25 protein-coding genes and 1 pseudogene are annotated in these 26,005 nt (G+C 72.5%); 12 read left to right on the forward strand and 14 right to left on the reverse strand.

The window, feature by feature from the left end:
• Window positions 1-323 precede the first annotated feature (323 nt).
• The gene (locus ACVGV0_RS13865; RefSeq protein WP_459156090.1) at window positions 324-944 is read left to right on the forward strand and encodes a class I SAM-dependent methyltransferase; all 621 of its coding nucleotides are present in this window, start codon (window positions 324-326) and stop codon (window positions 942-944) included.
• 47 nt (window positions 945-991) lie between these two features.
• Here the strand turns inward: ACVGV0_RS13865 and ACVGV0_RS13870 are convergent, their stop codons facing one another.
• Together ACVGV0_RS13870 and ACVGV0_RS13875 are read right to left on the reverse strand one after the other, a co-directional pair.
• On the reverse strand, window positions 992-1,399 hold the full coding sequence (locus ACVGV0_RS13870) for a VOC family protein (protein ID WP_459156091.1): 408 nt from the start codon (window positions 1,397-1,399) through the stop codon (window positions 992-994).
• A complete protein-coding gene (locus tag ACVGV0_RS13875) occupies window positions 1,386-2,273 on the reverse strand; it encodes an AraC family transcriptional regulator (RefSeq protein WP_459156092.1) in 888 nt (295 codons plus the stop codon). Before ACVGV0_RS13875 ends, ACVGV0_RS13870 begins: the two co-directional genes overlap by 14 nt.
• Window positions 2,274-2,576: 303 nt before the next feature.
• On the opposite strand from ACVGV0_RS13875, the gene ACVGV0_RS13880 reads away from it, so the two are divergent.
• From ACVGV0_RS13880 to ACVGV0_RS13900, 5 genes are all read left to right on the forward strand, one after another.
• On the forward strand, window positions 2,577-3,083 hold the full coding sequence (locus tag ACVGV0_RS13880) for a MarR family winged helix-turn-helix transcriptional regulator (RefSeq protein ID WP_459156093.1): 507 nt from the start codon (window positions 2,577-2,579) through the stop codon (window positions 3,081-3,083).
• Between the two features lie 235 nt (window positions 3,084-3,318).
• Complete coding sequence (locus tag ACVGV0_RS13885; RefSeq protein ID WP_459156094.1) at window positions 3,319-4,194, forward strand: p-hydroxycinnamoyl CoA hydratase/lyase; 876 nt, start codon at window positions 3,319-3,321, stop codon at window positions 4,192-4,194.
• An 87-nt stretch (window positions 4,195-4,281) separates the two neighbouring features.
• Entirely contained in the window at window positions 4,282-5,796 is a 1,515-nt protein-coding gene (locus ACVGV0_RS13890) for an acyl-CoA synthetase (RefSeq protein WP_459156095.1), read from the forward strand.
• A gap of 81 nt (window positions 5,797-5,877) precedes the next feature.
• The gene (locus ACVGV0_RS13895; protein WP_459156096.1) at window positions 5,878-6,993 is read left to right on the forward strand and encodes a 5-methyltetrahydropteroyltriglutamate--homocysteine S-methyltransferase; all 1,116 of its coding nucleotides are present in this window, start codon (window positions 5,878-5,880) and stop codon (window positions 6,991-6,993) included.
• 224 nt (window positions 6,994-7,217) lie between these two features.
• Window positions 7,218-7,859 carry a class I SAM-dependent methyltransferase gene (locus ACVGV0_RS13900; RefSeq protein WP_459156097.1) on the forward strand — a complete coding sequence of 214 codons (642 nt, stop codon included), beginning with the start codon at window positions 7,218-7,220 and terminating at the stop codon, window positions 7,857-7,859.
• Between the two features lie 60 nt (window positions 7,860-7,919).
• Here ACVGV0_RS13900 and ACVGV0_RS13905 read toward each other — a convergent pair whose 3' ends face one another.
• A complete protein-coding gene (locus tag ACVGV0_RS13905) occupies window positions 7,920-8,780 on the reverse strand; it encodes an alpha/beta hydrolase (protein ID WP_459156098.1) in 861 nt (286 codons plus the stop codon).
• A gap of 59 nt (window positions 8,781-8,839) precedes the next feature.
• The gene (locus tag ACVGV0_RS13910) at window positions 8,840-10,117 is read right to left on the reverse strand and encodes an RNA-guided endonuclease InsQ/TnpB family protein (RefSeq protein ID WP_459156099.1); all 1,278 of its coding nucleotides are present in this window, start codon (window positions 10,115-10,117) and stop codon (window positions 8,840-8,842) included.
• Between the two features lie 43 nt (window positions 10,118-10,160).
• On the opposite strand from ACVGV0_RS13910, the pseudogene tnpA reads away from it, so the two are divergent.
• A pseudogene (tnpA, locus tag ACVGV0_RS13915) lies at window positions 10,161-10,564 on the forward strand (IS200/IS605 family transposase).
• Between the two features lie 63 nt (window positions 10,565-10,627).
• Here the strand turns inward: tnpA and ACVGV0_RS13920 are convergent.
• Genes ACVGV0_RS13920 through ACVGV0_RS13935 form a run of 4 tightly spaced genes read right to left on the reverse strand, consistent with a single transcriptional unit; the run spans window position 10,628 to window position 15,796 of the window.
• A complete protein-coding gene (locus ACVGV0_RS13920; RefSeq protein WP_459156100.1) occupies window positions 10,628-12,106 on the reverse strand; it encodes a mannitol dehydrogenase family protein in 1,479 nt (492 codons plus the stop codon).
• Between the two features lie 5 nt (window positions 12,107-12,111).
• Window positions 12,112-13,320, reverse strand: coding sequence for a D-mannonate dehydratase ManD (manD, locus tag ACVGV0_RS13925; RefSeq protein ID WP_459156101.1), 1,209 nt, complete (start codon window positions 13,318-13,320; stop codon window positions 12,112-12,114).
• Between the two features lie 38 nt (window positions 13,321-13,358).
• Entirely contained in the window at window positions 13,359-14,384 is a 1,026-nt protein-coding gene (locus ACVGV0_RS13930; protein ID WP_459156102.1) for an alcohol dehydrogenase catalytic domain-containing protein, read from the reverse strand.
• Window positions 14,384-15,796 (reverse strand): Nramp family divalent metal transporter, encoded by a 1,413-nt coding sequence (locus ACVGV0_RS13935; protein ID WP_459156103.1) that lies wholly within the window; start codon window positions 15,794-15,796, stop codon window positions 14,384-14,386. Before ACVGV0_RS13935 ends, ACVGV0_RS13930 begins: the two co-directional genes overlap by 1 nt.
• A gap of 70 nt (window positions 15,797-15,866) precedes the next feature.
• Between ACVGV0_RS13935 and ACVGV0_RS13940 the strand changes: the two genes are divergently transcribed.
• Window positions 15,867-16,595 carry a GntR family transcriptional regulator gene (locus ACVGV0_RS13940; RefSeq protein WP_459156104.1) on the forward strand — a complete coding sequence of 243 codons (729 nt, stop codon included), beginning with the start codon at window positions 15,867-15,869 and terminating at the stop codon, window positions 16,593-16,595.
• A gap of 39 nt (window positions 16,596-16,634) precedes the next feature.
• Here ACVGV0_RS13940 and ACVGV0_RS13945 read toward each other — a convergent pair whose 3' ends face one another.
• Both ACVGV0_RS13945 and ACVGV0_RS13950 read right to left on the reverse strand, forming a co-directional pair.
• Window positions 16,635-18,167 (reverse strand): MFS transporter, encoded by a 1,533-nt coding sequence (locus ACVGV0_RS13945; protein WP_459156105.1) that lies wholly within the window; start codon window positions 18,165-18,167, stop codon window positions 16,635-16,637.
• Window positions 18,164-18,766, reverse strand: a complete 603-nt coding sequence (locus ACVGV0_RS13950; RefSeq protein ID WP_459156106.1) for a TetR/AcrR family transcriptional regulator — start codon at window positions 18,764-18,766, stop codon at window positions 18,164-18,166. Before ACVGV0_RS13950 ends, ACVGV0_RS13945 begins: the two co-directional genes overlap by 4 nt.
• Before the next feature lie 123 nt (window positions 18,767-18,889).
• On the opposite strand from ACVGV0_RS13950, the gene ACVGV0_RS13955 reads away from it, so the two are divergent.
• A complete protein-coding gene (locus ACVGV0_RS13955; RefSeq protein ID WP_459156107.1) occupies window positions 18,890-19,402 on the forward strand; it encodes a nucleoside deaminase in 513 nt (170 codons plus the stop codon).
• Window positions 19,403-20,191: 789 nt separating this feature from the next.
• Here ACVGV0_RS13955 and ACVGV0_RS13960 read toward each other — a convergent pair.
• The gene (locus ACVGV0_RS13960; RefSeq protein ID WP_459156108.1) at window positions 20,192-20,500 is read right to left on the reverse strand and encodes a DUF3040 domain-containing protein; all 309 of its coding nucleotides are present in this window, start codon (window positions 20,498-20,500) and stop codon (window positions 20,192-20,194) included.
• Window positions 20,501-20,894: 394 nt separating this feature from the next.
• Here ACVGV0_RS13960 and ACVGV0_RS13965 point away from each other — a divergent pair, with 394 nt between their 5' ends.
• The gene (locus ACVGV0_RS13965; RefSeq protein ID WP_459156109.1) at window positions 20,895-21,308 is read left to right on the forward strand and encodes a DUF7144 family membrane protein; all 414 of its coding nucleotides are present in this window, start codon (window positions 20,895-20,897) and stop codon (window positions 21,306-21,308) included.
• A gap of 225 nt (window positions 21,309-21,533) precedes the next feature.
• On the opposite strand, the gene ACVGV0_RS13970 is transcribed toward ACVGV0_RS13965, so the two are convergent.
• Entirely contained in the window at window positions 21,534-22,367 is an 834-nt protein-coding gene (locus ACVGV0_RS13970) for a class I SAM-dependent methyltransferase (protein WP_459156110.1), read from the reverse strand.
• A 111-nt stretch (window positions 22,368-22,478) separates the two neighbouring features.
• On the reverse strand, window positions 22,479-22,949 hold the full coding sequence (locus tag ACVGV0_RS13975; protein WP_459156111.1) for a VOC family protein: 471 nt from the start codon (window positions 22,947-22,949) through the stop codon (window positions 22,479-22,481).
• 238 nt (window positions 22,950-23,187) lie between these two features.
• On the opposite strand from ACVGV0_RS13975, the gene ACVGV0_RS13980 reads away from it, so the two are divergent.
• Entirely contained in the window at window positions 23,188-24,330 is a 1,143-nt protein-coding gene (locus tag ACVGV0_RS13980) for an acyl-CoA dehydrogenase family protein (protein ID WP_459156112.1), read from the forward strand.
• Window positions 24,331-24,483: 153 nt separating this feature from the next.
• Entirely contained in the window at window positions 24,484-25,245 is a 762-nt protein-coding gene (locus tag ACVGV0_RS13985) for an SDR family NAD(P)-dependent oxidoreductase (protein ID WP_459156113.1), read from the forward strand.
• An 85-nt stretch (window positions 25,246-25,330) separates the two neighbouring features.
• Here ACVGV0_RS13985 and ACVGV0_RS13990 read toward each other — a convergent pair whose 3' ends face one another.
• Window positions 25,331-25,912 (reverse strand): TetR/AcrR family transcriptional regulator, encoded by a 582-nt coding sequence (locus ACVGV0_RS13990; protein ID WP_459156114.1) that lies wholly within the window; start codon window positions 25,910-25,912, stop codon window positions 25,331-25,333.
• Window positions 25,913-26,005 lie beyond the last annotated feature (93 nt).

Below are 26,005 nucleotides of genomic sequence, written 5' to 3' on the forward strand. Positions count from 1 at the left end.
AGCGCAACGTGCGGGTGCCGCGCACGCTCTCCGCTGCCGGGAACCTCGTTGCGCAGCGGCGCGCAGGGCGGGAACACCGCCGGGAAGTCCCGCACGAGGCCGGGAGGAATCCGACCGCCCGCGCATTCCCGCCGCCGAAACGCGAAATCAAAGAATTGTTCACTCCGCGTTCCCCTCGTGCCCCGGATTCCGACGCGCAGGACGCCCCGGGAGGCGATCGGAGGCAGGCCTTTTTGCTGTCCTGGCAAATTTTTTGTCGCCCTGTGCGCGACAGCGGCACGGTGGTCGGCGTAGCACACCCCCGTCCCCGGAGGTTCGAACACATGCGCATGGACGAGCAGAGCTGGAACGAGCGCTACAGCAGCCAGGAGCAGCTCTTCAGCGGCAACGTCAACGGAGTGCTGGCCACCGAGATCGCCGAACTCCCCCCGGGACGGGCGCTGGACCTGGGATGCGGCGAAGGCGCCGACGCGCTCTGGCTGGCCGCGCGCGGGTGGCACGTCACCGCGGTGGACATCTCCCGCGTGGCGCTGGAACGGGCCGCCGCGTCCGCGGAGGAGCACGACCAGGACACCGCCGCGCGCGTGGCGTGGCACCACGGCGACCTGACCACGACAACACCGCCGGAGAGCTCCTTCGACCTCGTCTCGGCCCAGTACCTCCCGCTGGCGAAGCAGCACGAGCACGCCGCGCTGCGCGGTCTGCTCGCCGCGGTCGCCCCGGGCGGCACGCTGCTGGTCGCCGCGCACGACCCGGCGGACCTGCCGGCGGACGACGGGCACGGGGTCGACCCGGGCGCCTACTACCAGGCCGGCGAGATCGCCGCGCTGCTCGGCGAGGACTGGGTCGTCCAGATCCACGAGACCCGGCCGCGCACCGCGCTCGCGCCCCTCGGCACGCGACACGTCGACGACGTCGTGCTGCGCGCACGACGCCTGCGGTGACCCGGGCGCTCGCCCGCCGCTCGCCGCGGGCGAGCGCCCGGATCAGGTCACGGGCGCGGCTCACCGCGGTAGTAGCCGAACGACCAGAGGTTGCCCTCCGGATCGCGGATGGCGAACTCGCGGTTGCCGTACTCCTGGTCCTCGATGTCGCGGACCATCTCCACCCCGGCCGCGCGCAACCGCTGGTACAACGCGTCCGGATCGGCGGTGACGACGTACATGCCCGCGGCGCCGGGCTCGCGGGACCAGTCGCAGCCCGGCTGGTGGGACCCGAGCATGACGCCGCCGCCCTCCGGCCAGTCGAGCTGCGCGTGGGCGATGTGCTCGCCGTCGGCGTAGGCGGCCGTCCTGACGAATCCCACGGTGCCGACGAGGAAGTCGATGAGCGCGTGGGCGTCGGTCGCTTGCAGGGTGGGCCAGACGGTCGGTGCCGGCCTCGTCTCAGTGGTGGTCATACCCGAATTCTTCGCCGCGCTGGCCCGCGCCGGCTTGGATGTTTCGGAACTCCTCCGCGACCCAGCGGGTGGGGCTGGCACCGGTGTACTGCCGGAAGTCGCGGACGAGGTGGGAGTGATCGGCATAGCCGCACCGGTGCGCCGCGGCGGCGAGGTCGAGCGGGTGTTGCTGCCGGACGGAGCGGGAGATGCGCTGGCGGGCGTCCTCGAAGCGCATCAACCGGGCCACCGCCTTCGGCGCGAGCCCCAGCTCGGCGCGGAACACGGCGGTCAGCTGCCGTTCGCTGAGGTGCACGTGGCGGGAGAGCGCGGCGATCGACCCGGCACCCCGGTGCCAGGCGAGCCACGTCCACGCCTCGACGACCTCGGCGCGCGGTGCGCGCCGGGGTGCCTGCGCCAGCCGGCGACGCAGGTAGTCGTCCAGCACGGCGAACCGCTCGCCCCACGTGGGCAGTTCGCCCACGCGTTCGCGCAGCAGCTCGACCTCCCGGCCGAGGACCTCGTGCGCGTGGACCGCGTGCTCGCACAGCTCCCCCGCCGGCAGGCCGAACAGCGCCCGCGCCGCCAAGGGCCTGACGGCGAGCTGGACACCGGTCTGCACCGCGGGTTGGGCGAGGTAGGCCGGGGACGTGCGCAGCCCGCCGAGGAGGGCGTCCGCCGAGTGCGCCTGCGGCCCGAACGCCTGCTCCGGACCGGTCCCGGACACGACGGGGGTGTCGAACGTCAGCACCAGCGTCAGCCCCGGCGACGGCAGCCCGCGGTGCAGCGCGGGCTGCTCGAGCGCGGAGCGGTACCCGACGGCGGAGACGACCGCCTCCGGCGGGAGTCGCCCGCTGGTGACGAACTCCCACCCGCCGGCTTGGTCCTCGGCCATGCCGCCATTGTGCGCGGCGCGTCCGACACCGCAGTCGCACCGGCCCGCGGCGGCCGCCGTGATCGAACCCGTGGTCGTCGGCGGAGGGGTTGCTGAGCTGCCGGGACAGCTCAGCAACCCCTCCGCGCCGCTCCCCGCCCGCGGTGCGCGGCTGCGGGGGTGCGGGGCGTGGCCGCAGTCCCGCCGGGCTCGCGCCGGCCATGCGGGCGGCGTTCCATCAGGAGTGCTGATGGAATGGGGAGCGTTCCGCGCAGCTCGGAGCTGCGGGGCTGATCGGCCACCTGCCCGCGGAGGAGTGCGAAGATGACCGGCGTGGACGAGCACACCGACCAACCGGCGGACGTCGGGACACCGCTGACGCTCTACCTGGTCAAGCAGCTGGAGCTGGTCGCGCGGGCGCTCATGGACGACGCGCTGCGCCCGCACGGGCTCACGACGCTGCAGTACACCGCCCTGACCGTGCTCGCCTCCCGCGGGGAACTCTCCTCGGCGCAACTGGCGCGGCGCTCGTTCGTCACCCCGCAGACCATGCACGAGATGGTGCGCTGGCTGGAGCGGCGCGGCCTCGTCGAGCGCCGGCGCGACGAGGCGAACCGGCGCGCCCTGCTGATCAGCCTGACCGAGGCCGGCCACGAGGTGCTGTCCGCCTGCGATCCGAGCATCCGCTCGCTCGAGCAACGCGTGCTCGACGTGATGAACCCCGGCGAGCGCGCCGTGTTCCGGGAGTGCCTCCACCGCAGCTACGCAGCCCTCGCCCCGCTGGCGGGGCAGAACCCCGAACCCGCCGACTCCTCCGCCGAGACGTCCTGACGCACCGCCCCGCGGTCCGCCGTGAAATCGCGCTCCCCGGAACGCGTCCAAGTTGACGGGAGGGGCGGCGCGGCCGGCCGCGTCCGCGGGGTGCACCCCTTGCGCATCAGCACCGCGAACTCCATTATCAGGGTGCCTGATGGATGAGCGTCCCGGCGTCGGTGGCGCCGGGACGCGAACCGGAATTCGGTGGGTATCACCGGCTCCGCTCCCACCCGACCCGAGGAGAGCTGCTGTGCCGAGCGCGAACGGATCGAGCCCGACTCACGCGAGCGGATCGAGCCCGACTCAGTACGAGACCGTCGAGGTCGACGTCGACACCTCCGGCATCGGGTGGCTGTCGTTCAACCGCCCCGACAAGCGCAACGCGATGAACCCGGTGCTCAACCGCGAGATGATCCAGGCCCTGGAACAGCTCGAGGCCGACGACCGGGCCCGGGCCGTCGTGCTGACCGGCAAGGGGCAGGCCTGGTCCGCCGGGATGGACCTCGAGGAGTACTTCCGCGAGGTCGACGCCTCCCCACCGCACGTGGAGGTCCGAGCCCGCCGCGACAGCGCGGAATGGCAGTGGCGGCGGCTCATCCACTTCGCCAAGCCCACGATCGCCATGGTCAACGGTTGGTGCTTCGGCGGGGCGTTCACCCCGCTGGTGTGCTGCGACCTGGCCATCGCCGCCGAGGACGCGACCTTCGGCCTGTCCGAGGTGAACTGGGGCATCCCGCCCGGCGGACTCGTCTCCCGAGCGCTGGCCGAGACCGTCCCCACCCGCGACGCGCTGTGGTTCATCATGACCGGTGAGACCTTCGACGGTCGCCGCGCCGAGCGGATGCGCCTCGTCAACGAAGCGGTCCCGGCCGAGCAGCTGGCCGACCGCACCGCGGAGGTGGCGTCGAAGCTGGCGGGGATGAACACCCACGTGCTGCGCGCGGCCAAGGTCGGGTTCAAGAAGGCCAAGCGCCTCTCGTGGGACGAGGCCGAGGACTACCTCTACGCGAAGCTCGACGCCGCCACGGGGCACGACCCCGACCAGGGCAAGCAGCGGGGCCTCAAGCAGTTCCTCGACGACAAGACCTACCGGCCGGGCCTGGGCGCCTACGACGACCGGGCGTAGTCGCGGACGCACCGGGGAACGGCTCCGTCCGGCGGCACCGGCACAGCCCGCCGGGCGGACACGCACTCGCGCGGGAAGGGGCAGACCATGCACGACCACGGCCTGGGTTCCTGGCCGGTGCGACGCGCCCGCAGCACGCCGAACGCCGTCGCCACGGTCCACGAAGGCCGCACGCAGACCTACGCCGAGCTGCGCGACAGGGTGCACGCCCTCGCCCGCGGGCTGCGCGCGCGGGGCCTCGCCCGCGGGGAGCGGATCGCCTACCTCGGTCCGAACCGCCCCGCGTTCCTGGAAACGCTCTTCGCCGCCGGCGCGCTGGGGGCCGTGTTCGTCCCGCTGAACACGCGGCTGGCCGCCGAGGAGCTGGCGTTCGTGCTCGACGACGCGGGTGCGAGGTTGCTGGTGCACGACCGGCGCCACGGCGAAACCGCCCGCCGCCTGCAGCAGCACCGGCCCGGCCTGCAGCTGCTCGCCGTCACCTGCAGCTCGCACGAAGGAGGTCTCGAGGAGCTCGTGCACTCCTCCTCCACCGATCCGGTCGACGAACCCGTCACCGAGGAGGACCCGGCGCTCCTGCTGTACACCTCCGGCACCACGGGCCGGCCGAAGGGGGCCCGGATCAGCCACGGCAACGCCGTGTGGAACGCGCTCAACGTCGTGGTGGACGTCGACCTCGCCAGCACCGAGGTCACGCTCGTGAACGCTCCGCTGTTCCACACCGCGGCGCTGGGGATGACCTGCCTGCCGACCGTGCTCAAGGGAGGCACGCTCGTGCTGGATGAATCATTCGACGTGGAGCGGACTTTCGACCTCATCGAACAGCAGCGGGTCACCCTCGCGTTCGGCGTGCCGACCATGTTCGACGCGTTGAGCCGCTCGCCGCGGTGGGCGGGCGCCGATCTGTCGAGCCTGCGGTTCCTCATGTGCGGCGGCGCTCCCGTGCCCCGGGAGCTCATCCGGCGGTACCGCGAACGCGGGCTCACCTTCATGCAGGGGTACGGCATGACCGAGGCCTCCCCGGGAGTGCTGCTGCTCTCCGCCGCCGACAGTCCACACCGGATCGGTCATGCCGGGAAACCGCACTTCTTCAGCGATGTCCGCCTCGACCGGCCGGAGAGCGCCGCGGAGGACTCCGGAGCACCCGGCGAGGTCCTCGTCGAAGGGCCGAACGTCGTCGACGGGTACTGGAATCGCCCCGAGGCCAGCGACGCGGCCTTCACCCGGGACGGCTGGTTCCGCTCCGGCGACGTGGCCGCAGTGGACGGTGGCGGCTTTTACCGCATCGTGGACCGGATCAAGGACATGTTCATCTCCGGCGGGGAGAACGTCTACCCCGCCGAGGTCGAATCGGTCCTGCAGGAGCACCCCGAGGTCGCCGACGCCGCGGTGATCGGCGTCCCCGACCCGTCGTGGGGCGAAGCCGGAAAGGCCATCGTCGTCGTCCACCCCGGAGCGGAGACCACCGCCTCCGGCATCACCGAGTTCGCCGCCGAGCGCCTCGGCAAGTACAAGGTCCCCAAGAACGTCGAGTTCCTCGCGGAGCTGCCGCGCAGCGCCACCGGGAAGCTCGACAAGCTCGCGCTCCGCCGCGACCACACCTGACCCCGTCCGGTCGCTCCCGCGGTCCGCCGGGAGTGCCGGGATGAAGACCGGCCGCCAGGCCCGAACCCTGCGAGGTGAAACATGTCCCTGCGTTCCGCCCCACCCTTCCGCGCTGACCACGTGGGCAGCCTGCTGCGACCGCGCGAACTGCGCGAGGCCCGGCAGCAGCACTCAGCCGGCGAGATCAGTGCCGAACAGCTGCACCAGGTGGAGGACGAGGCGATCCGCCGCGTGGTGCGCCGGCAGGAGGAGATCGGTCTGTCCACGGTGACGGACGGGGAGTTCCGCCGCTCGTCCTGGCACATGGACTTCATCTACCAGCTCGATGGCATCACCAGCTCCGACGAGCAGATGCAGGTCCAGTTCCGCAACGCCGACGGCACCATCGACTTCGCCCCCTCGGCCACCGCGGTCACGGGCAAGGTCGGGCTGGGGCGGACGATCTTCGCCGACGCGTTCCGGTTCCTGAGCGAGCGGACGAACGCGACGGCGAAGCTGACGGTCCCCTCGCCGAGCATGGTCCACTACCGGGGCGGTTCGGCGCAGATCGACCCCGCGGTGTACTCCGACGCCGACGAGTTCTGGGCCGACCTCTCCACCGCCTACGCCGAGCAGATCCGCGGCATCGCCGAGCTCGGGTGCCGGTACCTGCAGCTGGACGACACGAGCCTCGCCTACCTCAACGACCCTCGCCAGCGCGCCATGCTGGCCGAGCGCGGTGAGGACGGCGAGCACCAGCACGAGCGCTACATCCGCCAGATGAACGCGGCGCTGGCGGGCCGCCCTGAGGGCATGCGCGTGACCACGCACATGTGCCGCGGAAACTTCCAGTCCTCCTGGGTGGCCGAGGGCAGTTACGAGTTCGTCGCCGAGGTGCTGTTCAACGAGCTCGACGTGGACGGCTTCTTCATGGAGTTCGACGACGAGCGCTCCGGCGGTTTCGAGCCGCTGCGGTTCGTCCCGGAGGGCAAGCAGGTCGTGCTCGGACTGGTCACCACCAAGAGCGGGGAGCTGGAGTCCAAGGACGACCTCAAGCGCCGCGTGGAGGAGGCGAGCAAGTTCGTGCCGCTGGAGCAGCTGTGCCTGTCGCCGCAGTGCGGCTTCTCCTCCACCGAGGAGGGCAACGACCTCACCGAGGACCAGCAGTGGGCCAAGCTCTCGCTGATCGTCGAGACCGCTCAGGAGATCTGGGGCTGATCCCGCGGCGGCCGAGCCCGGTGCGGCCGTGCTCGTGGGCTCGGCCGCACCGGCGGCTGCCCGGCGCGGCCGCGAGGCCGGTCCCCCGCACTCGCGGGGCTCCGCGGCCGTCCGGTCGGCACCTCCGGGGCGCCGGCGGTTGCGCGGAGGCGGTGCCGCTGCACATCATGGGCTTCGCCTGTCGCGCGCAGGAGCACGTCCAGCCGGAGCCCGTGGAGGGCGCCATGAGATCCCCGTCCGACGACCCGGCGCGGCTGCGGCGCCACTGGGACAAGCACGCCCGGACCTACGACCGCCAGATGGGGTTCGCCGAACGCCGGTTCTTCGGCGACACGCGGGAGTGGCTGTGCCGGCAGGCCGAGGGCGCGGTCCTCGAAGTGGCGGTCGGCACGGGCCTGAACCTGGGCTTCTACCCGTCGGGCGTGCAGCTGACGGGCATCGACTTCAGCCCGGGCATGCTCGAGCACGCCCGAAATCGCGCGGACACCGCGGGGCACCGGGTCGAGCTCGCCCTCGGTGACGCCCAGCGGCTGGACTTCCCCGATGCCTCGTTCGACACCGCGGTCTGCACGTTCTCGCTGTGCGCGATCCCCGACGACCGCGCCGCCGTCGCCGAGATGCACCGCGTGCTCAAACCGGGCGGGCGGTTGCTGCTGGCCGACCACGTCGTCAGCACCTCGCGAGCGGTGCGGGCGCTCCAGCGGTTGCTCGAGCTGGTCACGGTCCCGGTCGGCGGCGAGCACTTCCGCCGCCGACCGATCCGCCACGTGCGCACCGCCGGGTTCGACGTCGAGCAGCACAACCGGTTCAAAGCCGGCATCGTCGAACGCCTCACCGCCCGCAAGGAAGACGGCAGTCGATCGTAGACCGCCGTGGGGCGCCGGCCACCGAGGTCCCGGCCGCGACACCGCCGTGCCGGTCCCGTTTCACTCGTGCAGGTCGAGCCAGCGGAGCACGTGCGCGATCCCCCGGCGGTACCCGCGCGACCACGGCGCGGAGAAGAACCCGTGGAACGTTCCGGGCACGACGACGTGCTCGGTGGTGACGCCGGCGGAACGCAGCTCTTCGGCGAAGGTCTCCCCCGAGGCGCGGAGGGTGTCGCGGTCGGCGTCGACGAGGAGGCTCGGGGGCAGCCCCTCGAGCCGCCCTCCTCCGGGAAAGGCCAACCGGTCGGTCAGCAGGGCTTCGGAGCCGACGTAGTTGACGTTCATCCCCCGCACCATGGCGGGGGTGAACTGCAGCCATCCGAGCGCGCCGCGCCGTCGCGCCCGCACGGACTCCGGCAGCGCCGGGAGTTCCGCGTGGAACGTGCCGTAGGCGAGCACCAGCGCCGCGGGCAGTTCGCCGCCGTCCCGCAGGCGCAGCGAAGCGGTGACCGCCAGGCAGGCCCCCGCGCTCGCGCCGCCGAGCACCACGGGCCCCTCGGCGGCGCACATCAGGTCGAGGGTGGCCGCGTGGACGTCGTCGGCAGCGGCCGGGTACCGGTTCGCCGACGGTCGCAGCGGCCGGTTTCCCAGCACGGGTCCGCGCGGCACGAGCCGGTAGTCCACGGTCCGCACCGTCCGCCCCGAGCGCGCCACCGCGAGGGCGACGGCGTGGGACTCGGCCATGTCGAGGCTGCCGGAGTGGAACGCACCGCCGTGCACCCAGAGGAGCGGACGCGCACGCCGGCCCCGCACCGGCACGTAGTCCCGCACCGGCACCGCGCTGTCCCCACCGGTGACGACGCGGTGAACGACCTCGACCCCGACCGCCTCCGCGCGGCGCAACCGCCCGCTCCACCGCATTCCGGAACCTCCCCCTGCACCTGTCCGCTCGCGCACCGACTCCGCGCACTGTTGCGCGCTCAGTTGACGTGCTTCCCGCCGTGAACGGCGGGGATTCCGACGCGGCTACGCCGCGTGCGGAGCGGTGTTCCCTCGCGGGGTCCCGCTGCTTCCTGCTTCCACGCAACCGCCCGCGTAGCGGGTCTTACGTCGGCTCCACAGGCGTTTTGCCTCTCCGCCCGCCCTGCGGCGAGGATGTTCTTCGCGGCGTTTTGATCCCGGTCGTGCACCGTGCCGCACGGGCACGACCAGGTGCGCACATCGAGGGGTTTCGGCCCGTCGAGGCGGCCGCAGTCGGAACAGGTCTGCGACGTCGGCAACCATCGGTCGATGATCACCAGGTGGCGTCCGTACCGTGAGGCTTTGTACTCCAGCTGGCGGCGGAACGTGCCCCAGCTCGCGTCGTGCACGGACTTCGCCACCCGAGTGCGGGCCAGGCCGGAGACGGCCAGGTCTTCCAGCACGATCGTTTGGTTCTCACGAACGATGCTGGTCGTGGCCTTGTGCAGCCAGTCCCCGCGGGTGTCGGCGACCTTCGCGTGAGCACGGGCGAGTTTCTTGCGTGCTTTGTTGCGGTTGTTCGAGCCGCGTCGCTTGCGGCTGAGTTCCCGTTGGGCCCGTTTGAGTTTGCGTTCGGCCCGGCGCAGCACCTTCGGGTTGTCGATGACGCGGCCGTGCTGGTCCACCGCGAACGCCGACAACCCGAGGTCGAGTCCGAGTTCCACGTCGTGGCCGTGCCCGTCGACCGCGGCCGGCAGGGTGTCGTCGCCAGTCTCGACGACGAACGACGCGAAATACCGGTCCTCGGCGGTCTTGACCACGGTGACCGAACTCGGCGCACTCGGCAGGACCCGCGACCATGCCACGGAGACGTCGCCGATCCGGGCGAGACGCAGCGTGCCGTTGCCCCCGATCGAGAACCCGCCGGTGTGCAGCCGGATCGCTTGCCGCCGGTCGCGCTTGGACTTGAACCGGGGAGCACCCACCCGCTTGCCAGCACGCTTGCCCTGTTTCGAGTCGAAGAAGTTCTTGTAGGCGGCATCAGCATCGCGGATGGCCTGCTGCAGCACGATGTTGGAGCACTCCGCGAGCCAACCGCGTTCGTCGGTGCATTTCGCCTCGGTGATCAGCCGCTTCTGCAACACGGTGCCGCTCGGGTACTTCTCCCCTGCCTGGTAGGCGTCCTGGCGGGCGCGCACCGCGTCGTTGTAGACCACACGAGCGTTGCCGAACGCCTGCGCCAGCGCCCGCCGCTGAACCTCGTCTGGGTAGAGCCGGTAGCGGTACCGCAACTGCACGGCTGATCACCTCCCTTCGGGGATCACTGCATCATGTTGGTCTATGGCTGACACTGAAGACTATCGCACTGGTAGACACTGCGTTTCGGCATGCACGTTCATTTGGTCTTTGTGACGAAGTATCGACGGGACGTACTCACCGGCGAACACTTGGACTTTCTGACGTCGGTGTTCGGCAAGGTGTGCGCCGACTTCGACGCGGACTTAACCGAGTTCAACGGCGAGGATGACCACGTGCACCTACTGGTCGAACATCCACCGCAGGTGGCGGTGTCACGACTGGTGAACAGCCTGAAGGGCGTGTCCTCGCGGCGGCTGAAGCAGCAGTTCCGAGTGCGCACCCGCAGCGGCAAGCTCTGGTCTCCGAGCCACTTCGCTGCTTCGTGCGGTGAGGCGCCGCTGAGCATCATCCGGCAGTACGTGGAGAACCAGCGACGCCCTCCGTAGCGCGCCGACCAAAACCACTCCTGACCGACTACCTCCGGCCTGAAGGCCGGAACTTGCGCCGATTCAAGGCCCGGTCATGTCGCGCACGACCGCCCGCACGTCACCGCGCGCGAGCTCCGCCTCGTAGGCGGTGACCGCCTCCAGGAAGCGCTCGGTGTCCAGCAGTTCCCGGTCGAGTCCGGCCGCCGCCAGGGCCGCGCGCACCGCATCGCGCCCGCACCTGCCCGCGGCGGCGGTGCGCATCGCGGGCGCAGCCGGGTCGTCGATGTCCAGGGGTGCACCGTCCTGGCTCTTCCCCGCCAGGACGCACCGCACCCACGCCGCGGTGGTCAGCAGCGCCGCGGCGGGTTCCGCGCCGCGCGCGTAGGCCGCGCGGATCGTGCCCACGAGCCGGGGCGGGATCTTCCGCGAGCCGTCCGCGGCCACCTGGGTGGTGGTGTGCCGCAGCGCCGGGTTGGCGAACCGCGCCAGCACCGCGTCCACGTAGGACTCGAGTTCCGGGTAGTCGTGCCACGTGGTCCGGGGCAGCGCGGGCCCGGCCTCGTGCAGCGCCAACCGACGGGCCGCCCGGGCGAACTCGTCGACGCCGACGGCTGCGGCGATCGTGTCCGCCCCGGACAGGCAGCCGAGGTAGGCCAGCAGCGAGTGCGCCGCGTTGAGCGTGCGCAGCTTGCGCCGCTCGTACGGGCCGACGTCCGGGACGAACAACGCCCCCGCCTTCCCCCACGCGGGCAGGGCAGCTGCTGCTCCCTCCTCGACGACCCACTGGGTGAACCGCTCGGTGACGACCGGGGCCGCATCGGCCACCGACAGCGCTTCGGCCACCGCTCGGCGGTCCTGCTCGGTCGTGGCCGGCACGATCCGGTCGACGGCGGTGGAGGGGAAGGCGACGTTCGCGGCGATCCACTCCTCCACCGCGTCCGGCAGCAGCGCGCAGTAGTCGGCCACGGCCTGCCGCAGCACGGCCCCGTTGCCCGACATGTTGTCGCAGCAGAGCACGGTGATCGGTCCGGCGTCGGCGCTGCGTCGCCGCTGCAGCCCGGCGACCAGCCGGCCGAGGACGGTCTGCGGAGCGCGTCCGGCGGCGTCGGCGCGGATCTCCGGGTCGGCGGTGTCCAGCCGGTCCGTGGCCGGGTCGAGCCGGTAGGCCTTCTCGGTGACGGTCAGGGTGACCGCGGTGACCGCGGGGTCGGCGATGCGGTGCAGGGCGGTTCCGAGCTGCGCAGTCCCGTCCAGCACCTCGCGCACCGCACCGACGACCCGGTACCGCGCGTGCGCGCCGTCGGTCGCGGCGACCGCGTACAGCCCGTCCTGCGGGACGAGCTGGTCCCGCATCCGCGGGCTGCGCTGGGTGACGGCGGTGATCGCCCACCGCGGGTCGCCGGCGGCCGCCATCGCGTCCTCGGTGTAGACCGCCTGGTGCGCCCGGTGGAACCCGCCGATTCCGAAGTGGACGATCCCGGTCGTCAGGCTCCGCGGGTCCGGGTCCGGTCGGGCCGAGGCCGGCAGCAGTTCCAGGTTCCGCAGGTTGAGTGCATCCATCGTGGTCACCAATCGTGCATGGTTCCGTCGCGAAGGCGGGCGACCGGCAGGTAGGCCGGATCGTAGGGGAATTCGGCGGCGGCGTCCTCGTCGATGTCGACGCCGAGCCCCGGCGTCTCGCCGGGCAGCAGGTGACCGTCGGCGAACCGGTAGCTGTGCGGGAACACCGCGTCGGTCTCCGGGGCGTGCGGCATGTACTCCTGGACGCCGAAGTTGGGCACGGAGGTGTCCACGTGCACAGCAGCGGCCAGGCACACCGGGGAGAGGTCGGTGGCGCCGTGCGAACCGGAGCGGACCCCGTAGAGCTCGGCCAGCGACAGGATCCGCCGCAGGTGGGTGATCCCGCCGGCGTGCACGACCGAGGTGCGGATGTAGTCGATGAGCCGTTCGGTGATCAGCCACTGGCAGTCGATGATGGAGTTGATGATCTCGCCGGTGGCGAGCGGGGTCGTGGTGTGCTGGCGGAGGAGGCGGAACGCCGTCTGGTCCTCGGACGGGGTGGGGTCCTCGATCCAGAACATCCGGTAGGGCTCCAGCGCCCTGCCCAGGCGGGCCGCCTCGATGGGGCTGAGCCGGTGGTGGACGTCGTGCAGCAGGTGGAAGCCGTAGCCGTGCGCGCGGCGGATCTCGGCGAACAGGGCCGGGGCGTGGTCGAGGTACTCCGGGGTGGACCAGAGCGTCTCCTCCGGCAGACCGCTCGACGCCGGTTCGTAGCGATCGCCACCGGAGCCGACCCCGTAGGTGCCGGCCAGCCCGGGCACCGCGACCTGGGCGCGCACGGCGCGGTATCCGCGCTCGAGGAACCTCCCCACGTCGGCGACGGTCTCCTCGATGGTGCTGCCCTGGGCGTGGCCGTAGACCATGACGCGGTCGCGGCTGGCCCCGCCGAGCAGCTGGTAGACGGGCATGCCGGCCGCTTTGCCCTTGATGTCCCACAGCGCGGTGTCGATGGCCGCGATCGCCGTCATGGTCACCGGGCCGCGCCGCCAGTACGCGCCGCGGTGGAGGTACTGCCACGTGTCCTCGATGCGGCCGGCGTCGCGGCCGAGCAGCAGCGGGCGGACGTGTTCGGCGAGGTAGGCGGCGACGGCGAGCTCGCGCCCGTTGAGGGTGGCATCGCCCACCCCGGTGAGCCCCTCGTCCGTGACGACCTTGACGGTGACGAAGTTACGTCCCGGGCAGGTCGCGATCACGCGCACGTCGGTGATGTTCATGGTTTCCTCTCAGGGCGTGCGTGCTGCGGCGGCGGGCCTCACGCCGCGGCCGCGCAGTCGACGACGGTTTTCAGCCCGCCTCCGCCGGCGGCGTGCTCGAGGGCTTCTCCCGCCCGGTCCAGCGGGAAGCGATCGGTGATCAGGGCGCGCACGTCCACGGCACCGCGCGCGACGAGGTCGACGGCCTCCGGGAAGCTGCCCGCGTAGCGGAACGCGCCGACGAGGTCCACCTCGTGGCGCTGGATCGCGCTGAGCGCGGTCGCTCCGTGCTCGGCCGGGATCGTGCCGACGAGCGCCACGCCCCCGCCGGGGGCGGTGGCGGCCAGCGCGTTCGACAGCGCCTCGACCGTCCCCGAGCACTCCAGGGCGCGCTCCACGCTGATCCCGCCGAGCTCGCCCGCGGGGACCGCGCGGTCGAAGCCGAGGGCGCGCGCGGTGCGCAGGCGCTCCGGGTGCACATCGCTGACGACGACCTCGCCCGCTCCCCACGCCCGCGCCACTTGGGCGGTGAGCAGGCCGATCGTTCCCGCCCCGGTGACCAGCACCGACTCAGCGGGGGTGAACCGGCAGCGGCGGAGGGCGTGCACCGCCACGGCCAGGGGTTCCAGCAGGGGCACGGCCGCGGCCTCCAGCCCGGCCGGCGCGGGGTGCAGGTGCGCGGCGGGAACCGCCAGGTAGTGCGTCAACCCGCCGTCGACCGGAGGGGACCCCAGGCAGCTCGTGCGCGGGCAGAGGTTGTACCGCCCGGCGGTGCACAGCGGGCACGTCCGGCAGGGCACGGCCGGTTCGACGACGACGCGGCACCCGCGGAGCTCGCCGGGAGCCCCCGGACCGGTCTCGAGCACCGCGCCCCCGATCTCGTGGCCGAGCACCGCCGGTGCGGTGAGCGCGTTGGTGCCGTTGCGCCCGTCGCAGTAGTAGTGCAGATCGGACCCGCACAGCCCGACCGCTTCCACTGCCACCAGCGCTTCGCCGTCCGCGGGGCGCGGGGTCGCGCGCTCCTGCAGCCGCAGGTCCTTCGCCCCGTGCAGGACGGCCGCGCGGTTGGGTTCGCTCGTGCGCATCAGGACGCACCTCCGAGGCTGATCGCGTTGTGCACGCCGAGTCCGGCGATGAGCAGGCTGCTGAGGGCGAGCGCGGCGGTGAACCACGGTCCTCCGCGCAGTTCGGCGTCCACTTCGGTCCGCCGCAGGTACCAGGCGGCGATGGTGACCGCGACGAGGAACAGCCCGCCGATCAGCCCGCCGGTCTGGATCATGAGGACGGGTTCGGCGAAGAACAGGTAGGCGCTGCCCCAGATGACGGGGAACAGCACGGTGAACAGGCGCATCCACCGGCGCCGCTGCCGTCCGTCGCGCCAGTTGAACACGCCGCACAGCGCGACCGCGTTGGCGGCCACCCGGGTCCAGCCCGGCAGCGCGGCCCAGAGGGTGGAGCCGAGCACGGCCACCGCGCCGAGCAGGAAAGCGCCGCTGGCCCACTCGCCGAGGGTGCCGGTGTAGATGTGCGACAGCGTGATGATCATGTCGTTGCCCTCGGGGACGAGTCCCGCGGGGTGCAGCACGGCCGCGCCCATGATGAAGAAGGCCATCGTCCCCACCGTGTAGACGCCCCACGACAGGATCGCGTCGCGGTACATCACGCGGATCCAGCCGCGGGCGCGGCGCTTCCAGTCCTCGCTGCCGTCGTTCGGCCCGGTCCAGCGGGCGTAGCCCTTCTCCAGGCACCAGTAGGGGTAGTAGGTGATCTCGTCGGAGGTCACGCCGGTCAACCCGAACATGGCGATGGCGGCTCCCACCGCCCCGGCGGGCAGGGAGAAGCGCATCCCGCCGGCGAGGTCGTCGAGGCCGTAGCCGATGTCGGTCAGCGGCAGGCCGAAGGCGATCGCGCAGGTGATCAGGACGAACACCATCGTCAGACCGACCGCGCCGCGTTCGATCACCGAGTACCGGTTGGAGTACAGCGACACGATCGCGGCGAGCACCACGACGCTCGTCCAGAACGCCAGCGAGGGGAACTGCAGCGGCCCGGAGGCGATCGGGAACAGGATGCTCAGCGCGGCGGCGAGCCCGCCGACGACTCCGCCGTTCTGCAGCACCTTGATCACGGCCATGAGCATCCACAGCAGGCTGATCCAGCCGAGCCGACCGAACCGGGGCGGGACCTTGTTGTAGCCCTCGAGGGCGGGCTGGCCGGTGACGATCGCCCACCGGCCGAGCTCGGCCTGAACGGCGACCTTGACCAGGGTGCTGATGATGACCAGCCAGAGCAGGGCGAATCCCGCCTCGGCGCCGAGGGCCGTGGTGGTGACGAGCTCGCCCGATCCGACGATCGAGGCGCTCAGGACCAGGCCCGGGCCGAGGAAGCGCAGGGACCCGCGCCACCCCTCGGGTGGTTCGGTGACGTCGGCCGACCGCAGCACGTAGGGATCCTGCGGTTGGGGATCCTGCGGTTGGACGTTCGCGCCTGCCGTCAACGCGACCTCCCTGTGTCTACTAATATACTAGTGCGACACTGAAGCACATCGCCGTTTAGGATCACAAGGGATGACTGCCGCACGGAGGAACCGCGGGACCACGACCCGGGACGTCGTGCTCGCCGAACTGCGCCGCCGGATCCTGGACCTGAGCCTGCCGCCGGGCAGTGCCCTCGCGGAGAAGGAGCTGGCCGAGCAACTGGGCGTCAGCCGCACCCCCGTGCGCGAGGCGCTGATCCTGCTCGTCAACGAGAACCTGGTCGAGATCTACCCGCAGATGGGCACCTTCGTCTCGCGCATCGACCCGGCCGCCGTCGCCGATGCGCAGTTCCTGCGCGAAGCGCTCGAGCTCGCCTCGCTGCGCGAGCTCGCCCCCGAGATCGGAACCGCGCAGATCGCCCGCCTGCGCAGCATCCTCGGACAGCAGCGCTTCGCCGTCGACGCCGCCGACGTCGAGCAGTTCTTCGAACTCGACGAGCAGCTGCACCGCACGATGATGGAGATGGCCGGCCGCGGAACCGCGTGGAACGTCGTCCGGTCGGCCAAGGGGCACCTGGACCGCGCCCGGCGCGCCTGCCTGCCGATGGAGGGCACGCTCGAACGCATGCTGCAGCAGCACGCGCACATCGTCGACGAGCTCGCGGGCGGAGCCCCCGGAACCGCCGAGACCGCGTTGCGGGGGCACCTGCGCGAGGTGTTCAGCGACATCGACACCGTCGAGGCGCTGGCCCCGCACTACTTCACCGCCTCCGAACAGCCCTCCCGCGACGACCCCGGAACACCGCGGGTTTCGGGCTGACCCTCCCCGGGGGTGCTCGCGCGGGCGCCGCGGCCGCGCTCAGTGCTGCTGCTGGCTCACGTCCAGCCCGCGGGGAACCAGCGCGTAGACCGCCACCGCAGCGGCGAGCGTGCTCAGCCCTCCGATCAGCCCGACCTGCACCAGGGACGCGGAGAAGGCCGAACCGGCCCGGGCTGCCAGCTCGGCGCTGCCGGTGCGCGCGGCGACGTCCAGGGCCCCGCCCAGCGACTCCCGCGCAGCGGTGATCTGCGCACCGTCCAGCCGGGGCAGACCGGAGGTGTCGAGCCGCGAGCGGTACAGCGCCGAGGCGATGCTGCCCAGGATGGCCACGCCGAGCACGTTGCCGAGGTCGTAGGCCGTTTCCTCGATGGCGGCGGCGTTGCCGGCCTTGGCCGCGGGCGTGCCGGACATGATGATGGCCGAACCGATCGCCAGCGACCCCCCGCCGGCCCCCAGCAGCACCATCGCCACCAGCACCGGCGGGTAGGACAGCGGAACGGGGGCGGCCGCGAGGACGAGGAAGCCCACACCCGCCACGGCCAGCCCTCCCGCCAGCGTCGCACGAGCTCCGATGCGGGCAGCCAGCGCTGGCGCGAGCGGGGAGGCCACCATGGTGGACGCGGCCATGGGCGCCAGGTACACGCCGGCCATCAGCGGGGACACCCCCAGCACGAGCTGCAGCCACTGCGCGATCAGCAGCAGCAGCGCCGCCATGGTCAGCATCGCCGTCAGCGCCGCCAGCACCCCGGCCGTGAACGGGCGCCCCGCGAACAGCCGCACGTCCAGCAGCGGGTCGGGCCGGCGCAAGCAGCGCAGCACGAACCACGTCAGCACCACCGCGGCACCGGCCAGGACGGTCCAGCCCAGGACGTCGGCGACGCCGGCCTCGGCGAAGTGCTTGACGGCCCAGACGAGCGCGACCATGCCCGCGATGGCCTGCGCGGTGCCGAGCACGTCCCAGCGCCCCGGTTCGGGATCGCGCGCCTCGGGCAGCAGCAGCGCACCCGCGACCACCGCCGCGACCATGAGCGGCACGTTGACCAGAAAAGCGGCGTGCCAGGAGAAGCGCTCGAGCAGCAGTCCGCCGATGATCGGCCCCACCGCCATGCCGACGGAGGAGATCGCCGCCCACACGCCGAGCGCCCGGGCGCGCTCCTGCGGGTCGGTGAAGACCGTGCGGATCATCGACAGCGTCGTGGGCATGATCATCGCCCCGCCGGCGCCGAGCAGCGCGCGCACCGCGATCACCGCTGCGGGGTCGTCGGCGGCCAGGACCAGCAGGGACGCGCCGCCGAAGACCGCGAAGCCGGCGAGGAGGAGCTTCTTGCGCCCCCACCGGTCGGCCAGGGCGCTCATCGGCACCAGCAGCCCCGCCAGCACCACGGAGTACACGTCGACGATCCACAGCTGCTGGTCGGCGGTGGGGTGCAGGTGCGCGGCCAGGTCGGGCAGTGCCACGTTGAGCAGCGTCATGTCCATGGCGACGACCAGCAGGCTGGCCGACAGCACGGCCAGGCACGACCAGCGGCGCCGGTGGGACAGCGCACGGGGCGGGCTCTGCAGGGTGCTCACGTGCCGCTCCCGGCTTCCGCGCCGTGCTCCGCGCTCATGAGAGCGGCGACGGTGCGGTGCAGGAAGGCGGTGTCCAGCGGCTCGTCGTGCAGCAGGGCGTGCACGACGGCACCGTCGCTGAACACGGCGATCGCCCGCGCCGCGTCCGGGTCGGTGTGCTCGGCCAGGGCGGAGACCAGGCCGTCGAACCAGATCTGCCCCAGGGGGCGCAGCTCGGGGTCGTCGACGGCGCTGGCGATCAGGGCGAAGTCCGCGCGGACCTGACCGCGGTCCTGCAGGTAGGTGCGCAGGAACTCGCAGAGCGCCGCGGGATCACCGCCGCGGGCGTCGAGTTCCCGCCGCACGCCGTCCACCCAACCGCTGATCTCCGCACCGAGGTGCTGCAGCGCCGCCACTTCGAGCTCGTGCAGCGTGGCGAAGTAGTAGGTCGTCGCCCCCAGGGACACCTGCGCCCGGGAGGCCACCCCCCGATGGGTGAGCTCACCGGCTCCCTGCTCGACGATCAGTTCCGCAGCGGCCTCGACGATCGCCCGCCGGCGACCGCGCGGGTCCCGGCGCGCCCGCTGCGGCGACGAGCCCGTGCTGGGTTCGCGCGTCATGCCACCCCCTTTTTCGGAACAAGTGTACATGTACATCTGTTCTGCCGGGGTCGGCAGCAGTGGTGCGTCCGGACGGCCGAGCACCAGACCCCGCGCGACTCCGCGCGGTGCTAGCGTCGCACCGTGCCGGAGACGAAGAGCCCCCAGCCTTTCACCGATCAGGACCGCGCTCACCTGCGCCGCTGCGTCGCGCTCGCGGAGGCAGCGCTCGCCGAGGGCGACGAACCCTTCGGCTCCCTGCTCGTCGACGCCCGCGGCGCGGTCCGCCTCGAAGACCGCAACCGGGTCAGCGGCGGCGACGCGACCCGGCACCCCGAGTTCGCGATCGCCCGCTGGGCAGCGGAGCACCTCACCCCGGCGGAACGCCGCGCGAGCACCGTCTACACCTCGGGCGAGCACTGCCCGATGTGCAGCGCCGCCCACGCCTGGGTCGGGCTCGGAGGCATCGTCTACGCCACGAGCAGCGAACAACTCGCCGCCTGGCACCACGAATGGGGCGTGGCCCCGGGGCCCGTCGCCGCACTCCCCATCAACGCGGTCGCACCGGACATCCCGGCGACCGGGCCGGATCCCGAGCTCGCGGCGGAAATCCGCGAGCTGCACGCGCGCATGCACGGGGTCGGCGCGACCGATTAGCCGTGCTGCCCGGGCCCGTCCGCGCCGAGGGCAGTCAGCCCTCGGCCGGGAGCCCGTCCGCCGCGACGGGCCTCCCCGCCCGAACTCGCGCTCGGCGAAGGCCTCGACGGCCGCCGCCATGTCGGGGTGGTGCGGCGGGCAGCGGGCCTCGAACACGCCGGGCAGGCCGGTGGGGTTGGGCGTCGACCAGCGCTCGTCCTCGTCGTAGCGGAAACCGAGGCCCGGCACCTCCGGATCGCCCGAGGCGCCCAGCGCGGAGAACCGGTCGATCCCGTCGAACATCCACCCGCCCAGCCCCATCGCTTGGAGCATCAGCACACCCGCGTAGCAGGTCGTGGCGAGTTCGGCGGTGGCTTCCGCGAGCGCGTACTGCTCGATGAACGTCAGCGGCAGCGGCTGGTCGAGGTCGACGAGCCCGCCGAACTCCTCGATGCCCGGGATGCTGCGTCCCGTGACGTCATCGCCGCGAGCTCGCGGAGCGCCTCGTCCTCGGGGGCGTTCGTCTGGTGGGTGTTCATCGCGCCCTCCCCGACGACGTCGATCCTGCGCGGGAACCACCGGCAGGCCCGCCCCGGGATGCGGCGGGCACCGCGGTGGTCCTCCGCTCTCCACCGCGCGCTCTCCCCACGCTGCGCGGCGGTGCCCGGTCGTCGCCAGGGCCGTAAGTCACTCCCGCCGCCCGCAAGCCGGAGCGGTAGGGCGGGCGCCTCGAGGCGCCGCCGGACGGCTCCACCGCGTCCGGCAGGTGCGGCGGAGCGCTCCACGTGCCACCTTCGCATGGGAGCGGGACTACACCACTCCGCCTCCCGGTGAGGTCATCGAGGAGCCCCCCTGCTCGCCCTGGTCCCTCCACCGCGCGTAGATCAGGAGCACTCCCGCGAGCATCCCCGCGACGAGGAATCCCGACCCCGCGCCGAGGAACAGGCACAGCACCGCGAGACCCCCCGCCAGCACTCCCAGCGCGCGCCACATGGTCATCCACGCCATCACCCGCGCCACAGGACGAGAGCCGCTCATCCTCCGCGCGAGATCCGGGTCGTCGGAAATGAGCCGCCGCTCGATCTCCTCGAGTTGGCGGCGCTCGTGACGGCGGAACATCGGGCCTCCCCCCTCTCCGCTGCGTCGGAGCCTCCCCCTGAAGTGTTGCGCACGGACAACCCGCCTGCACAGAGGAAATCGGCCCGGATCCGCGTGCGGAACGTCGGCCGCCAGCCCCGCACCGGTCGCCGCGGGAGGTGGAGCGCGGAGCTTCCACCCGCCGAGCGGGCGCAGCGGGGACCCGGCAGGAGAAAACTGCGCCGCCGGCCGTTCGCCACCGCTGCCCGAAGGCGCCCCGCTACCCCGGCGCACCGGGACCATCGCCTCTGGAGCGGAACGCCTCCGGCGCCCACCCTCGAAGCACGTCGCCCGCAACCGCGGCGCGGCGGTGCTCGCGGGATCGGCGCAGCGAACGGCGCCCGGCCGCGAACCATTCCTCCGAGGGAGGCCCGCGATGGGCACGAGCGCTGTGCACAGGCCCGCGTGGAGCGGGCACGAGACGTGGCGGGTCCTGGGGGTCCTGGTGCTCGCCGCCATCGGCGTCCTGCACACCGTCGGCGGCATCACCGCGGTGGTGCGGACCGAGGGCCTGGACCTCGCGTCCACGCCCGTCCTGGCCGACTACCGCGCCTACGGCTGGGGGTTCGTCGTCACCGGCGCGGTGCTCCTCGCGGCGGCCGTCGGCGCGTGGTTCGGGCAGCTGTGGGCGCGCATCGCGGGGGGTGTCCTGCTCGCGTTGAGCTTCCTGAACAACCTGGCCCTGCCCGGCGGCGTTCTCCTGTCGATCGTGCTCATGGTCGCCGCCCTGCTCGGCATCTACGCGATCGTCGTGCACGCCAAACCGGTGCACCGGACGCCGACCGGCTGACGCGCTGCGGCCCGGCGTCTGACGAGGGCCGGCGTCCGACGAGGAACGAGAGTCCCACGAGCCCCGCCGACGCCGGAGGCCCGCTCAGCCGCGCGGTGCGGGAGCGGGCCTCGCACGAGCCGGCTCCCGGCAGCACGAATGCGGCGGAGGCCTCGTAACCGCCCGGAGGGGCGATGCGAGGCCTCCGCCGCGTGATGCGCTCCGGCCCGGCGGACCGGAGCGCGGTCAGGCTGTTCCGGTGCCGATGTTCATCCCGGTGCTGATGACCGCCTCCGGCCGCCCGCCGGACTTCTCCCGGAACATCCCGTCGAGCACCTGCTTCACCTCGGTCCGCTGCGCGTCGCTGAGGCCGCGGGTCAGCTGTGCCGCGATCGGGTTGCTGGCGGTGACGACGTCCCAGAAGCGTTCGGCTGAGGGGAAAGTCCTCTCCCAGGTCACCGGGTCCACGTGGACATCGGCCAGTCCGGCGTCGACCAGCTCGCTGTGGAGCCGCGCCGGGTCGGCCAGCTGGAACGGCAGCGGTGGCGGGTCCATCGGCGGCGGGGCGAACCCGGGAACGGAGGCGCGCAGGGCACCGAGGAACACGGCCAGGAACTCCGCATCCCGCAGCGCGCCGAACGCGGCGATGAGCACCCGTCCGCCCGGCTTGGTGACCCGCGCGACCTCCCGGAGCCCGGCCCGCACGTCGGGGAACAGCGACACGCCGTTGAGCGAGGCGGAGATGTCGAAGGTGTCCGCGGGCAGCTCGAGCGCCTCGCCGTCCATGACGAGTCCGTCCACGTCGGACACGCCTGCGGCTTCGGCCCGCGCACGCAGGAGTTCGATCATCGCAGGGGCGATGTCGACCGCGACCACGTGCGCACCCCGGCGGGCGGCGGGCACCGCCAGCGCACCGCTGCCGCAGGCCACGTCGAGGAACGCGGCACCGGGGTGCAGGTCGATCCGGTCGAGCAGCTCCTCGCCGAACGGCAACGTCCACTCGGTCGTGGTGAACTCGTCGAACCGGGGTGCGAGGGCGTCCCACGCCTCGCGGATCTGCTCGGAAGATGTGGTGGTCATGGCTGTCCTCCTCGCACTATGGCCTCCGCCCTCCCGCCAACGCCGTCCCCGCGCGACCGACCTCGTGCGCCGGGGTCGTGCCGCGGGTGCCCGCGCGACCCCGGTCGCGCCTCACTCCGCCTCGGCGGTGGAACCGCTCATCACCCGCTCGACCCGCCGTTGCATCTCCTCCTCGGAGACGTCCTCGACGTGCGTGGCGATGGACCAGCGGTGCCCGAAGGGGTCGTCGAACTGGCCGGCGCGGTCACCGTAGAACTGGTCCTCGACCGAGCTCACGCCCGTCGCCCCCGCCTGCACCGCCTGGTCGTAGGTGCGGTCCACGTCCTCGACGTACACGTGCAGCAGCACGGGACTCCCGCCCAGCGCACGCGGGTTGCGGTCGTCCATGTCCGACAGCATGACCATGGAGCCGCCGATGCTGAGCTCGGCGTGCCCGATCCTCCCGTCCTGGGTCGGCATGCGCATCCGCTCCACGGCGCCCAGCACGGACGTGTAGAAGTCGATCGCGGCAGCACCGTCGTCGACGACGAGGTACGGCGTCACGCGCGGGTACTCCTCCGGAATCGGTTGAACCTCGCTCATGGGGATCTCCTCCGGTGCTCGATTGGCGGCGCGCCGACGGCGCGGAACTCGCCAGGCTCCGCGGGGCCGGCGCGATGGGGTTCCACGGGTGAGCGTGCGCGGAGGTGGCGGAGCCGGGCAGAGTCTTTGGTCCCAGCGCCTCCCGCAACAGCGCGGGCGGCGGTCTTGCCGCGCCTCCTCCGCGACAGTACTGTTCGTGGTAACTCAGTACTGTTATCCGTACCTACCGAGGGAAGCCATGGCCGTGGACCGCCTGCTGCCCACAGCGGAAGCACGGGACCTGATCCAGCTCACCCGCCAGGTCTGCGACAGCGCGCTCGACCCGGTGGTCGACGAGCACGAGCGCACGGGGAGCTACCCCGCGGGGGTCTTCACCACGCTCGGCGAGGCCGGCCTGCTGAGCCTTCCGTTCCCCGAGGAGTGGGGCGGTGGCGGGCAGCCCTTCGAGGTCTACCTGCAGGTCCTCGAGGAGATCGCCGCGCGCTGGGCCGCGGTGGCCGTGGCCGTCAGCGTGCACGGCCTCGCCTGCTACCCGCTGCTGGCGTTCGGCAGCGAGCAGCAGCGGCAGCGCTGGCTGCCCGAGATGCTCGGCGGCGGGGTCGTCGGCGCCTACAGCCTCTCCGAGCCGCAGGCCGGGTCCGACGCCGCCGCGCTGGCCTGCGGAGCAGCCCCGACCGACGGCGGGTACGTGGTCAACGGGAGCAAGGCGTGGATCACCCACGGCGGAATCGCCGACTTCTACACCCTCTTCGCCCGCACCGGCAGGGGCTCCCGCGGTGTCTCCTGCTTCCTGGTGCCGAAGGACACGGCGGGGCTGACCTTCGCCACCCCCGAGGACAAGATGGGCCTGCACGCGGTCCCCACCACCGCGGCGTACTACGACGACGCGTTCCTCCCCGCGCACCGCCGCATCGGCGAGGAGGGCCAGGGACTGCAGATCGCGTTCAGCGCCCTCGACGCCGGACGCATGGGCATCGCGGCGGTCGCCGTGGGGCTGGCCCAGGCCGCCCTCGACGAAGCCGTGGCCTACGCGCGGGAGCGCACCACCTTCGGCGAGCGGATCATCGACCACCAGGGACTCGGCTTCCTGCTCGCCGACATGGAAGCAGCGGTGGCCTCGGCGCGGGCGACCTACCTCGACGCAGCCCGCCGCCGGGACGCCGGGTCGCCCTGCTCCCGCAGCGCCTCCGCGGCCAAGCTGGTGGCCACCGACGCGGCGATGAAGGTGACCACCGACGCCGTCCAAGTCCTCGGCGGCTGCGGCTGCACCGGCGACTTCCGCGTCGAGCGCTACATGCGCGAGGCGAAGATCACGCAGATCTTCGAGGGGACCAACCAGATCCAACGCCTCGTCACCGGCCGCTCCCTCGCCGCGAGCTGAGGAGCGGATCCCGCGAACGCCCCGGCTCTCGCCACGAGCACCGCCGCCCGGCACACTGATCACCGCCGCTCCCCGGTCCGCGGGCCGGGGAGCGGGACCGATCACCGCACCTGGTGTCCGCACCCCGTTGTCCGAACCCTGTGAGGAGCACGCGTGAACATCGACGGATCCGTCGCGGTCGTCACCGGAGGGGCCTCCGGACTCGGCCACGCCACAGCTCGGGAACTGCACAGCCGAGGAGCGCAGGTCGTGCTGCTCGACCTCCCGTCCTCGAACGGCGCGGCCGCGGCCGAGGAGCTCGGGGACGGCGCGCACTTCACCGCGGCCGACGTCACCTCCGAGGAGGACGTGAGCGCCGCGCTCGACGCCGCTGCCGAGCTCGGGGACCTGCGCGTCGCCGTCAACTGCGCCGGCGTCGGAACCCCGGGCAAAGCGCTGGGGCGCAGCGGCCCGCTCCCGCTGGCCGACTTCGAGAACGTGGTGCGCATCAACCTCGTCGGCACGTTCAACGTCGTGCGGCTCGCCGCCGAGAGGATGGCCGCGACCGAACCCGTCGACGGCGAGCGCGGCGTCATCGTCGACACCGCCTCCGTGGCGGCCTTCGACGGCCAGATCGGACAGCCCGCCTACGCCGCCTCCAAGGGCGGGGTCGCCGCGATGACCCTGCCCCTCGCCCGGGAGCTCGCCCGGCACCTGATCCGCGTGACGAGCATCGCTCCGGGCATCTTCGAAACGCCGATGGTCGCCGGACTTCCCCAGGAGGCGCAGGACTCGCTCAGCCAGCAGATCCCGCACCCCTCGCGGCTCGGCCGGCCGGAGGAGTACGCGGCGCTGGCCGCGCACATCGTCGACAACACCATGCTCAACGGGGAGACGATCCGCCTGGACGGCGCCGTCCGAATGGGACCGAAGTAACCGCTCCCCTCGGCGCGCGGGTTCGCCGCGGCGACGTGCCCGCGCGCCGAGGAGCCCGGCTCCGCGGAGCCGGCGGCACGCCCTCTCAGGCGCTGACCCCGCTGGTGAGGATGGCTGCGAGCTCGCGGTAGGCCGCCGCGTCGTCGAGCCCGGTCGCGGCGGAGACGCCGCGCCGCTGGATGCGGACCATCATCGTCGCGGTCAAATCGGCCGCGAACGCGGCGTGGACGGGGCGGAACTCCCCCGCCGCCACGCCTTCGTCGACCAGTTCGCGCACGCGGCGCGCCGCGATCGCCGTGTTCTGCTCGTAGACCTCGCGCGCCGGGGCGAACTCGTCGAGGTCGGTCATGAACTGCTCGGAAGCCACCGACAGCGCTTCGCCCACCGCCGCGAGGTAGGCGGTGATGCGCTCCCGCGCTCCGGTGGTCCGCTGCACGCGCTCCTCGACGGTCTCGGCAGCCCGGCGGAAGAAGTGCACCGTGGCGGCGCGGACCAGCTGCTCCTTGCTGTCGCTGAGGGTGTACAACGTGGACTTCGAGCACTTGAGCCGCGTGGCGAGCTCGCCGAGCGTCAGGTGCGCGAACCCCTCCGCCAGGAACAGGTCGACCACCGCGTCGAACAGTTCCGCGCGCCGCGAGGTGGCCAACGGCCGGGTGAGCTCCTCCATGGGCGGCATGGTACTGGCCGCGCACTGATGTCCAGGATGTACCGGCCCGGCAGCGCGACGCACGTCCCGCGGCGCGAGCCGGGCGGCTGCGCG

Source organism: Salinifilum ghardaiensis, from assembly GCF_054491345.1.

What these genes read in the sequence shown, in the direction of transcription:
- ACVGV0_RS13865 (WP_459156090.1), top strand. Translation starts at nt 324, where the DNA reads ATGCGCATGGACGAGCAGAGCTGGAACGAGCGCTACAGCAGCCAGGAG.
- ACVGV0_RS13870 (WP_459156091.1), bottom strand. Translation starts at nt 1,399, where the DNA reads ATGACCACCACTGAGACGAGGCCGGCACCGACCGTCTGGCCCACCCTG.
- ACVGV0_RS13875 (WP_459156092.1), bottom strand. Translation starts at nt 2,273, where the DNA reads ATGGCCGAGGACCAAGCCGGCGGGTGGGAGTTCGTCACCAGCGGGCGA.
- ACVGV0_RS13880 (WP_459156093.1), top strand. Translation starts at nt 2,577, where the DNA reads ATGACCGGCGTGGACGAGCACACCGACCAACCGGCGGACGTCGGGACA.
- ACVGV0_RS13890 (WP_459156095.1), top strand. Translation starts at nt 4,282, where the DNA reads ATGCACGACCACGGCCTGGGTTCCTGGCCGGTGCGACGCGCCCGCAGC.
- ACVGV0_RS13895 (WP_459156096.1), top strand. Translation starts at nt 5,878, where the DNA reads ATGTCCCTGCGTTCCGCCCCACCCTTCCGCGCTGACCACGTGGGCAGC.
- ACVGV0_RS13900 (WP_459156097.1), top strand. Translation starts at nt 7,218, where the DNA reads ATGAGATCCCCGTCCGACGACCCGGCGCGGCTGCGGCGCCACTGGGAC.
- ACVGV0_RS13905 (WP_459156098.1), bottom strand. Translation starts at nt 8,780, where the DNA reads ATGCGGTGGAGCGGGCGGTTGCGCCGCGCGGAGGCGGTCGGGGTCGAG.
- ACVGV0_RS13920 (WP_459156100.1), bottom strand. Translation starts at nt 12,106, where the DNA reads ATGGATGCACTCAACCTGCGGAACCTGGAACTGCTGCCGGCCTCGGCC.
- manD (WP_459156101.1), bottom strand. Translation starts at nt 13,320, where the DNA reads ATGAACATCACCGACGTGCGCGTGATCGCGACCTGCCCGGGACGTAAC.
- ACVGV0_RS13930 (WP_459156102.1), bottom strand. Translation starts at nt 14,384, where the DNA reads ATGCGCACGAGCGAACCCAACCGCGCGGCCGTCCTGCACGGGGCGAAG.
- ACVGV0_RS13940 (WP_459156104.1), top strand. Translation starts at nt 15,867, where the DNA reads ATGACTGCCGCACGGAGGAACCGCGGGACCACGACCCGGGACGTCGTG.
- ACVGV0_RS13950 (WP_459156106.1), bottom strand. Translation starts at nt 18,766, where the DNA reads ATGACGCGCGAACCCAGCACGGGCTCGTCGCCGCAGCGGGCGCGCCGG.
- ACVGV0_RS13960 (WP_459156108.1), bottom strand. Translation starts at nt 20,500, where the DNA reads ATGTTCCGCCGTCACGAGCGCCGCCAACTCGAGGAGATCGAGCGGCGG.
- ACVGV0_RS13965 (WP_459156109.1), top strand. Translation starts at nt 20,895, where the DNA reads ATGGGCACGAGCGCTGTGCACAGGCCCGCGTGGAGCGGGCACGAGACG.
- ACVGV0_RS13970 (WP_459156110.1), bottom strand. Translation starts at nt 22,367, where the DNA reads ATGACCACCACATCTTCCGAGCAGATCCGCGAGGCGTGGGACGCCCTC.
- ACVGV0_RS13975 (WP_459156111.1), bottom strand. Translation starts at nt 22,949, where the DNA reads ATGAGCGAGGTTCAACCGATTCCGGAGGAGTACCCGCGCGTGACGCCG.
- ACVGV0_RS13980 (WP_459156112.1), top strand. Translation starts at nt 23,188, where the DNA reads ATGGCCGTGGACCGCCTGCTGCCCACAGCGGAAGCACGGGACCTGATC.
- ACVGV0_RS13990 (WP_459156114.1), bottom strand. Translation starts at nt 25,912, where the DNA reads ATGGAGGAGCTCACCCGGCCGTTGGCCACCTCGCGGCGCGCGGAACTG.